Annotated in this window: 12 protein-coding genes; 4 read left to right on the forward strand and 8 right to left on the reverse strand. The window is 67.7% G+C overall.

Features of this window, described 5'->3' with window-relative positions; all coding sequences use genetic code 11:
- The 3 genes from fliK to FFS27_RS24055 all read left to right on the forward strand — a co-directional run.
- Positions 1-588 (forward strand): flagellar hook-length control protein FliK (gene fliK / locus FFS27_RS24045; RefSeq protein WP_137952248.1); only part of this gene is annotated, 588 nt, incomplete at its 5' end.
- Positions 585-920 carry an EscU/YscU/HrcU family type III secretion system export apparatus switch protein gene (locus FFS27_RS24050; RefSeq protein ID WP_023101383.1) on the forward strand — a complete coding sequence of 112 codons (336 nt, stop codon included), beginning with the start codon at positions 585-587 and terminating at the stop codon, positions 918-920. The genes fliK and FFS27_RS24050, both read left to right, overlap by 4 nt.
- A gap of 92 nt (positions 921-1,012) precedes the next feature.
- On the forward strand, positions 1,013-1,402 hold the full coding sequence (locus FFS27_RS24055; protein ID WP_021264538.1) for a hypothetical protein: 390 nt from the start codon (positions 1,013-1,015) through the stop codon (positions 1,400-1,402).
- A 40-nt stretch (positions 1,403-1,442) separates the two neighbouring features.
- Here the strand turns inward: FFS27_RS24055 and FFS27_RS24060 are convergent, their stop codons facing one another.
- The 4 genes from FFS27_RS24060 to FFS27_RS24075 form a co-directional block, all read right to left on the reverse strand.
- Positions 1,443-2,180, reverse strand: coding sequence for an SDR family oxidoreductase (locus tag FFS27_RS24060; protein ID WP_021264537.1), 738 nt, complete (start codon positions 2,178-2,180; stop codon positions 1,443-1,445).
- Between the two features lie 133 nt (positions 2,181-2,313).
- Positions 2,314-3,036, reverse strand: coding sequence for a polyphenol oxidase family protein (locus FFS27_RS24065; protein WP_021264536.1), 723 nt, complete (start codon positions 3,034-3,036; stop codon positions 2,314-2,316).
- A 59-nt stretch (positions 3,037-3,095) separates the two neighbouring features.
- Entirely contained in the window at positions 3,096-3,512 is a 417-nt protein-coding gene (locus tag FFS27_RS24070) for a hypothetical protein (protein ID WP_003087127.1), read from the reverse strand.
- A 90-nt stretch (positions 3,513-3,602) separates the two neighbouring features.
- Positions 3,603-4,574 carry a helix-turn-helix transcriptional regulator gene (locus FFS27_RS24075; RefSeq protein WP_019485668.1) on the reverse strand — a complete coding sequence of 324 codons (972 nt, stop codon included), beginning with the start codon at positions 4,572-4,574 and terminating at the stop codon, positions 3,603-3,605.
- Between the two features lie 108 nt (positions 4,575-4,682).
- On the opposite strand from FFS27_RS24075, the gene FFS27_RS24080 reads away from it, so the two are divergent.
- Positions 4,683-5,369 carry a glutathione S-transferase family protein gene (locus tag FFS27_RS24080; protein WP_003133197.1) on the forward strand — a complete coding sequence of 229 codons (687 nt, stop codon included), beginning with the start codon at positions 4,683-4,685 and terminating at the stop codon, positions 5,367-5,369.
- A 27-nt stretch (positions 5,370-5,396) separates the two neighbouring features.
- On the opposite strand, the gene FFS27_RS24085 is transcribed toward FFS27_RS24080, so the two are convergent.
- The 4 genes from FFS27_RS24085 to FFS27_RS24100 form a co-directional block, all read right to left on the reverse strand.
- Positions 5,397-5,804: a DUF2802 domain-containing protein gene (locus tag FFS27_RS24085; RefSeq protein WP_021264535.1), complete on the reverse strand. Its 408-nt coding sequence runs from the start codon at positions 5,802-5,804 to the stop codon at positions 5,397-5,399.
- 30 nt (positions 5,805-5,834) lie between these two features.
- The gene (locus FFS27_RS24090) at positions 5,835-6,314 is read right to left on the reverse strand and encodes a chemotaxis protein CheW (protein ID WP_003083098.1); all 480 of its coding nucleotides are present in this window, start codon (positions 6,312-6,314) and stop codon (positions 5,835-5,837) included.
- A 45-nt stretch (positions 6,315-6,359) separates the two neighbouring features.
- Positions 6,360-7,244: a CheW domain-containing protein gene (locus FFS27_RS24095; RefSeq protein ID WP_023097830.1), complete on the reverse strand. Its 885-nt coding sequence runs from the start codon at positions 7,242-7,244 to the stop codon at positions 6,360-6,362.
- A gap of 91 nt (positions 7,245-7,335) precedes the next feature.
- Entirely contained in the window at positions 7,336-8,124 is a 789-nt protein-coding gene (locus FFS27_RS24100) for a ParA family protein (RefSeq protein WP_003083092.1), read from the reverse strand.
- Positions 8,125-8,246 lie beyond the last annotated feature (122 nt).

The following is an 8,246-nucleotide window of genomic DNA, read 5'->3' on the forward strand; positions in this document are numbered from 1 at the left end:
GCCTTTGTCCGCAACGCACTGGGCAACCTGGGACAGAGCGCCAACAAGACCCAGGCACTGAACTTTCCCCTGCCGAGCAAAGTTCTCCAACTGTTCGACGAGGACATGGAACTGGAGTCGCTGCTGCGCCTTGCCGCCGCGGCGATCTCCCGCCTGCAGACCCATCAGCTGTCGAGCCTGGCGCAGACCAGCACCCTGCCGGATGGCACCCAACTGGCGACCTGGCAGATGGAGGTGCCCATGCGCCATCAGCACTCGGTGGTACCGTTGCAGGTGAAGTTCCAGGAAGAACAGCGCAAGACCGGCGAAGAGGCCCGCGAAAGCCTCTGGCGGGTCGAACTGGCCTTCGACCTGGAGCCGCTGGGACCGCTGCACGCCCAGGCGACCCTGCTGCGCGGCAGCCTGTCCAGCCAGCTTTGGGCCGAGCGCGACGCGACCGCGCGGCTGGTCGAGCATGAACTCGGCCACCTGCGCCAACGCCTGCGCGACGCCGGCCTGACCGTTGGCGAGATCACCTGCCAACGCGGCCGCCCGCCCCAGGGCCCGCGAGCGACCATCGAACAACGCTGGGTAGACGAAACCGCATGAACAGAAAGCAGTCACCCGCCCCGCGCCAGGCCATCGCCCTGAGCTACGACGGCCAGGCCGCGCCGACCATTTCCGCCAAGGGCGACGCCGAACTGGCCGAGGCGATCCTGGCCATCGCCCGCGACTACGAGGTACCGATCTACGAGAACGCCGAGCTGGTCCGCCTGCTCGCCCGCCTGGAACTCGGCGACGCCATTCCGGAAGCGCTGTATCGCACCATCGCCGAGATCATCGCCTTCGCCTGGCACCTGAAAGGCAAGTGTCCCGAGGGATTCGCGCCGGACGCCGCGGATGGCAACGAGATGCTGCTGCTCGGCGGTCCCGGCGACTGAGCGAACCCGCCACGCGTCGAAACCGAAGCGCCGGAACCGGAATCCGCGAGAGCGGTCCCAGCACAGTCCACCTGCCACTTCCCAGGCCGCCCATGTCCTCGCCAAGCCCCCTCCTCCTCGCCGCCCTGCTGCTTATCGCCAGCCATGTCCAGGCCGCCCCGGCCATCCTCGGCGACGAGGAAAAGGATGCAATCATCGATCGGCACCGGCTGACTCCGGAGTTCCGCATCAATCGGCAAGCCAAGGTACGCCATCACGAAGGAACCATCGACCGCGTGGTCCTGCTTCAGGATAGGGACCGCTTCACCTACCGAAGCTACCTTCGCGACGACCAGAAGGAGCCTGCCACCTTCTGGATCCTGGAGTTCGACGCACGCAGCGGGAAACGGCTGAGCGAACGCCAGACCGATGAGGACGACTATTGGCGTAGACGCGACGCCGACTCGCAACGGGCCGACAGCGGGAAAGGAACCGATAGATAGCGCAGCCGAAACCTTCGACGCGTCGTCCCGGTACAGCGGCTCAGGCAAAACCGCCGTTGACCCGCAACACCTGGGAGTTGACCCAGGCCCCGTCCGACCCGGCGAGGAAGGACACCGCCGCGGCGATCTCGTCCGGCTCGCCGAGGCGCTCCAGCGGCGCCAGCCTGGCGATCTGGTCGATCTGCTCGGCGCTCTTGCCGTTGAAGAACAGCTCGGTGGCCACCGGGCCGGGCGCCACCGCGTTGACCCTGATGTCCTGGCCGCGCAACTCGTTGGCCAGCACGTGCACCAGCCCCTCGACCCCGGACTTGGTCGCGATGTACGGACCGTAGCTGGGCAGCGCCCGGGCGATCACGCTGGTGGACAGGGCGATGATCCGTCCGCCGCGCTCGACATGCCGGGCAGCCAGGCCGAGCACGATGAAGGCGCCGCGCAGGTTGGTGCGGATCACCCGGTCGAAGCCCTCCAGGTCGCCATCGGCGATCTTCAGGTAGGGCATCGTGCCGGCGCTGTTGACCACCACGTCGATGCGGCCGAAGGCGCCCCTGGTGGCTTCGAACAGCTTGCCCATGTCCTCCGCGCTGGCCACGTCGCCCTGCACGGCGATGGCCGCGCCGCCGGCGGCGACGATTTCGGCCACGACCTCGTCGGCCATGGCCTGGTTGCTGGCATAGTTGACCGCGACCGCGAAACCGTCGGCGGCCAGCCGCCGGGCAATGGCGCGACCGATGCCGCGGGAGGCGCCGGTGACGATGGCGGCTTGGGTGATGTCAGGCATGCTGGGACTCTCCTGGAATGAGCGTGGCGACAGCCACGCATCGACAAGAAAAGTCTAGAAGCCGGCTATTGGCGGATAAACAGCAGACAACCGTCATGACTATCCAGGATTTCCGGACAATACCGATACGCGGTCACGGCTTGCGAGCGATCCAGGCGTACTGCTGACGCTTCTCCTCGCCCAGGCGCTGGCGTCGGCGATGACTGGCGAACGCACCGCCGGAACAGTAGGTGCAGACGGCGCTGGCTTCGATCTGCGCCGGCCCGACGCCGGCGGCCTGGAACAACTGGCGACAGAAGGCCACCAGGTCCAGCCAGGCGCCCTGCTCCGCCTGCCTTGGCTCGGGCGGAGCGAACCGGGGCGGCCGCTCGGGGAGCGGACGACGCTGGCTCCAGGGAGGCGCCGCGCCTTCCCAGAGGCGGCCGTGGCCGACCTGCAACGCCTCGATGAACCCGGCACTCACCTCGTAGCAGCAGGCTTTGATCCCGGGACCGATGGCGACCCGGATGTCCGCGCTGACGACGCCGCGCGCATTGAAGCGCGCCACCGCCGCGCCGACGATACCGGCGACGAGCCCCTGCCAGCCGCCATGCAGGGCGGCCACCACCCGACCGTCGCGGCTGCTCATGAGAATCGGCAGGCAGTCCGCGGTGACCACCGCGACCGCCAACGGCCCTTCGCTGAAAACGCCGTCGGCGGCATGCCGTCCCGATTCCGACAACGAGCGCGCGTCGACGATCTCGGCGCCATGCACCTGCCGGCAATGGAATATCCGCTCGGAGAGTGCCTGGCCGGCTTGCTGGAAGCCATGCTCGATGCCTTCGATCGCCTTGAGGATGTCGGCCTGGACGGTCATGCGCTGTCTCGCCATGGAAGGTTGGAAAACGACCTTACCTCATCTTCCCGGAAGCCGCCTCAGGCGATGCCGCGCAGGAGGTCGGGGCAGCCGCGATCACGCTTGATCAACGCGGCCAGGGCGACCTGGCCCAAAGGCCGGTCGGACACCGCGCCGATGCTCAGGCCATGGCCTCTGCTCCACTCGAACAACAGGCGCTTCTCGCGGCAATCGAGTTCGCCCACCAGCAGGAAGCGCCGGATGCTGCCGCTGCGTCCCAGCATCGCCAGCGTGCCCTTGCAGCCCTGGTCCAGGCGGAATCCGTCGTAGAGGAAATAGTCGTACGGGTAACCCTGGTCCAGGGAGCGCCGCAGCTCCCGTCGGTCCAGGCACAGGCTCAGGTGGAAGTAGCCGCAGCGGTTGAACAGCGCTCCGTACCTGAGCAGACGGCCGGGGTTGGCGCACAGCACCATGGCGCGCAGGGGTATTGCAGGCATCCTTGTGGCCTCCTGGAAACGTGCGGGTTGACCAGGACCGATTCTAGAAAGCGGCAGCCGCGCAATTAATAGGACTTTTCCTCTAAATGCCTACCTGTGATCCGAAGCTTCCTCCTGGCCCAGGTTACGCAGGACACGCTCGGCCTGGCGCCTCAACGGCTCGCGCAACTCCAGCGGCTGCCTGACCTCGAAGTCGAACGGCAGGCCGCACAGGCGCCGGGCGAACCAGTCCAGGTCGTCGGTGCTGGCGCGCAACAGCGTACCGCCATCGACCTCGGCGAGCAGACCGAGGGGCTCGCCGAGCACCGCGACCACCTGCTCCCTCGCCGCCCGCATCAGGATTTCCACCGGGTAGGCGCGCGGCATCCGGGCGAAGCTCTCCCGCAGGTGGCGGAGGGTATCGAAATCCGCCGGTCGCTCGAAGCGCTCCGCCAGCATGCGCGGCGCGTCCAGGCGATCGAGACGGAACGAGCGCAACGCCTGGCGCAGGTGGCAGAAACCGCTGACGTACCAGCAGCCGTTGCGATAGGCCAGGCCGTAGGGATCGAGTTGGCGGAGGGTTTCGGCGCCCTGCGGGTCGCGATAGCGGAACTCGACCCGCGCACGGACCTGGGCGGCTTCGGCGAGGGTCGCCAGCGCCGCCACACTGGTTCCCGCCCGGGCGCGGGCCAGGTCCAGGCTGGCGGTCTCGCGGAGCGCCACGAGGCGCCGCCGCAGCGCATCGGGCATCACCCTGCTCAGCTTGGCCTGCGCGCTTTCCAGGGCCAGCTCGCTTTCGCCCAGGCCGAGACTGCGCACCGCCAGCAGGCCGAGGGACACGGCCAGGGTTTCCTCCGCGCTGAACATCAGCGGCGGGAGCTTGAAACCGGCCACCAGGCGGTAACCGCCATGGCGTCCGCGCTCCGCCGAGATGGGAATGCCCAGCTCCTCGAGGGCGACGATATAGCGACGCAGCGTCCGTCCATCCACCTCCAGGCGCCTGGCCAGCTCGCTACCGCTGAGCTGGCCGTGGCTCTGCAGCAGTTCGAGCAGGGCGAGCACGCGCACCGTGGGCTTGGACATTTTTCGATCCACCGGAAAAATCAGGACCGAATATAGCCTATATCACCCCTACCCTGCGTTCAGCCCGGTTGCGATGCGCAACGCGCGTTACCTGAACGGAGATGGAAAATGGAACCTGTACTGTTTTATGGCGTACCCCACGGCTGTTCCTTCGGCTCGATCGTGGCCCTCGAGTGGCTTGGCCGCCCCTATCGCCTGTGTCGGATCGAGATGCCGCTGGAGACCGGCGAGCGCACCTACGTGCGCCTGAACCCGGCTCGCCAGACGCCCACCCTGCTCCTGGAGGACGGCCGCGCGCTCAGCGAAAGCCTGGCTATTCTCCAGCACCTGGCGGCGCGCGACCTGTGCAGGAAGCTCGGCTATCCGCAGGGCAGCGCCGAGTTCGACGAACTGAACTTCGCCCTCGCTCTCCTGCATACCGAATGCCATTCGGCCTGGGGGGCCCTGTTCTATCTGGAGGACGCCGACGCAACCACGACGGCAAGGGCGCTGGCGCGCGCGGCGCGAGCCTATGGCCGGATCGACAAGCTGCTCGGCGACCGCAAGTGGCTGGCCGGCGAAGGGCCGAGCGTGGCCGACGCCTACCTCGCGGGTACCGCTCGTTGGGGACGGGAGCTGGGCTACTTCGACCTGCAACACGACTTTCCGCGCCTGCATCGACACCTGGAGAAGCTGGAGCAGGACCCGGCGGTGCGCTTCGCCCATGCCATCGAGGATCGCCTGCCGGCGCAGAGCTGCGGGGAGTTCAGGGGAGAGGTGACACTGGCAGAAGTGGCGAGCCGCCTGCTCGCCTGAAAAGCGCCAGCGCCGGGTCGATGGCCGTCACTTGCCCTTGGCTTCGTGCAGGCGCGCCACCAGCTCGGCCTCGGCCTGCGACAGCCCGCAGGCCTGGGTCAGGTCTTCGGCGCTGGCGCCGAGCCCGACCAGGCGTTCGGCCTGGCTGAACGACAGAGTGGTCGGATCGCGCTGCTCCAGGCGCGCGACCCGGTCGGGAAGCGGCGCGAGTTGCTTGCCCAGGTCCTGCAAGGCCTCGCCCATGCGCACGTTGACCTGCTGGTAGGACTCGATGCGCTTGCTCAGTTCCTTGAGCCGGCGCTCGCGCGCCGCGCCCTCCTCCGCCTGCTGCGCTAGCGCAGCTTGCAGGCGGCGCAATTCACGGCGCAGCCACAGGCACGCCGCCGCCAGTCCGAGGCAGGCGGCGACCGCCAGTGCCAGCGCGACGACCTCCATCTCAGCAGGCCCTCGTGTCGGTCGAACGCATCAGATGCTGCCCAGCTCCGACCATTCTTCCTCGGTCATCATCTTGTCCAGCTCGACCAGGATCAGCAGCTCGCCGTTCTTGTTGCAGACACCCTGGATGAACTTGGCCGATTCTTCGTTACCGACGTTCGGCGCGGTCTCGATTTCCGACTGCTTCAGGTAGACCACCTCGGCGACGCTGTCGACCAGGATGCCGACCACCTGCTTGTCCGCCTCGATGATGACGATCCGCGTGTTGTCGCTGACCGGCGCAGGGTCCAGGCCGAAGCGCTGCCGGGTGTCGATCACCGTGACCACGTTGCCGCGCAGGTTGATGATGCCCAGCACGTAGCTCGGCGCGCCCGGCACCGGGGCGATCTCGGTGTAGCGCAGCACCTCCTGGACCTGCATCACGTTGATGCCGTAGCTCTCGTTGTCCAGGCGGAAGGTGACCCACTGCAGGATCGGATCTTCGGCGCTTTGCGCGGTGGCTTTGCTCATTCCCCTAACCTCTCGAAAACCGCCGCAAGCGGCGGAAGCTGTCTATCAATGGTCGCCGTGCAGGCGCTTGACGGCGCCGCTGGCGATCAGTTCGGCGAGCGCCGCCACATCCAGCAGCGCACACATGTGTTCGATGACCGTGCCGGCCAGCCAGGGCCGCTGGCTACGCTGGCTGCGCCATTTCACCTCGGCCGGGTCGAGGCGGATCGAGCGGCTCACCTGGTGCACCGCCAGCCCCCACTCGTAGCCCTGGACCGAGATCACGTACTTGAGGCCGTCGCGATAGTCGTCGCGGTAGCGTTCGGGCATCACCCAGCGTGCGGTGTCCAGCACCTTCAGGTTGCCCGCCTGCGACGGCAGGATGCCGAGGAACCAGTCGGGCTGGCCGAACAACGGGGTCAGTTCCTGGTTCTCCAGCGGATAGATCGAGCCGAGGCACACCAGCGGCACCGCCAGGGTCAGCCCGGCGACGTCGAACAGCAGGCACTCGAAGGGCTCCGCCGCCCAGGCCGGACGACCGTCGTCGAGCAGCGGCAGGTCGAGCAGCGCCGGCTCGCTGGCGCTCGCCGGGGCGCTCGGCACGCGCAGTTCGATGACCTCGTGGGGCCGTGGCTCGACCGGCAGCTCGCGCAACGTCGTCGGTTCGTCGAGCAGGGCCGCCGGCGGAACCAGGCGCGCATCGCGGACCTGCTCCTCGAGCACCGCGGCCTCGAACTCGTCGAACCCGTGGTCGACCGGCAGCGTTTCCAGCGCCGGGGCCGGTGTCGCCACTTCGGCGACCGCCAGCGCGACAGGCTTCAACGGCGCGGGCGCAGGCGCTGGCGGCGTCTCGACGGGAGGTTCCAGGTCCTCGAAAGTGGCCTCCTGGAGCAACGCATCCAGGTAGGACTGCAAGGCCAGTTGCGAACGGGTGGCGGTGGCGGCGCTCATGTGGGTATTCCGCGACAGGGGTCTACAACGGTTATCGGCCGCACTCCGGTGCGGCTTGAATGCGCCTGTCGGCGCGGCGACCGGCGCGCCATCAGGCCACCCGGGTGGCCGGCTGCTGCGCCAGCAGATGCTTGAGCAAGGCGCGGTAGGCGATCACCCCGCGACTCTTGCCGTCGTGTTGCGACGGCGTGACCCCGGCCCGGCTGGCATCGCGCAGGCGGGTATCGATGGGAATGAACGCCTGCCACAGGTTGTCCGGGTAGTTCTCGTTGAGAATCCGCAGCGTGCTCAGCGAAGCCTGGGTCCGCCGATCGAACAGCGTAGGTACGATGGTATAGGGCAACGCCTGTTTGCGCGACCGGTTGATCATCGCCAGGGTGTTGACCATCCGCTCCAGCCCTTTCACCGCGAGGAACTCGGTCTGCACCGGAATCACCAGGTGCTGGCTGGCGGCCAGGGCATTGACCATCAGCACGCCGAGCAGCGGCGGGCTGTCGATGATCGCATGGTCGAAATCCTGCCAGAGCTGCGCCAGGCTTTTCGAGACCACCAGGCCGAGACCGCTCTTGCCCGGCGACTGGCGCTCCAGGGTGGCCAGCGCGGTACTCGACGGCAGCAGGGATATGCGTTCGTTGCTGGTGCTGCGCAGCAGCGAGGCCGGCAGCCCCTCGGGGACGTTGCCCTGGTGCAGGAACAGGTCGAAGGCGCTGTGCTCGAGGGTGTCCGGGTCATAGCCGAAATAGCTGGTCATCGAGCCGTGGGGGTCCAGGTCGACCACGACCACGCGCTTGCCGGCATCCGCCAGCAGGCCGGCCAGGGCGATGGACGAGGTGGTCTTGCCGACCCCTCCTTTCTGATTGGCGACTGCCCAGACTTTCATTGCTCTACTCTTCCTGGCATGGGTCCACCCGGTTGGGGCCGCACTACTGGCCAGTTCGGCCCCGGCGCCCGTACGCAAACCATGTTTCGCGCGCTCATGGCGAAGGCGACGGGGAATTGACG

The organism is Pseudomonas sp. 2VD (assembly GCF_005503585.1).
GTDB lineage: Bacteria > Pseudomonadota > Gammaproteobacteria > Pseudomonadales > Pseudomonadaceae > Pseudomonas > Pseudomonas aeruginosa.

Bases quoted from the DNA above. Each gene is read 5' to 3' on its own strand.
- FFS27_RS24050 (WP_023101383.1), top strand. From the start codon at position 585: ATGAACAGAAAGCAGTCACCCGCCCCGCGCCAGGCCATCGCCCTGAGC.
- FFS27_RS24075 (WP_019485668.1), bottom strand. From the start codon at position 4,574: ATGTCCAAGCCCACGGTGCGCGTGCTCGCCCTGCTCGAACTGCTGCAG.
- FFS27_RS24080 (WP_003133197.1), top strand. From the start codon at position 4,683: ATGGAACCTGTACTGTTTTATGGCGTACCCCACGGCTGTTCCTTCGGC.
- FFS27_RS24085 (WP_021264535.1), bottom strand. From the start codon at position 5,804: ATGGAGGTCGTCGCGCTGGCACTGGCGGTCGCCGCCTGCCTCGGACTG.
- FFS27_RS24065 (WP_021264536.1), bottom strand. From the start codon at position 3,036: ATGACCGTCCAGGCCGACATCCTCAAGGCGATCGAAGGCATCGAGCAT.
- FFS27_RS24070 (WP_003087127.1), bottom strand. From the start codon at position 3,512: ATGCCTGCAATACCCCTGCGCGCCATGGTGCTGTGCGCCAACCCCGGC.
- FFS27_RS24055 (WP_021264538.1), top strand. From the start codon at position 1,013: ATGTCCTCGCCAAGCCCCCTCCTCCTCGCCGCCCTGCTGCTTATCGCC.
- FFS27_RS24090 (WP_003083098.1), bottom strand. From the start codon at position 6,314: ATGAGCAAAGCCACCGCGCAAAGCGCCGAAGATCCGATCCTGCAGTGG.
- FFS27_RS24100 (WP_003083092.1), bottom strand. From the start codon at position 8,124: ATGAAAGTCTGGGCAGTCGCCAATCAGAAAGGAGGGGTCGGCAAGACC.
- FFS27_RS24060 (WP_021264537.1), bottom strand. From the start codon at position 2,180: ATGCCTGACATCACCCAAGCCGCCATCGTCACCGGCGCCTCCCGCGGC.
- FFS27_RS24095 (WP_023097830.1), bottom strand. From the start codon at position 7,244: ATGAGCGCCGCCACCGCCACCCGTTCGCAACTGGCCTTGCAGTCCTAC.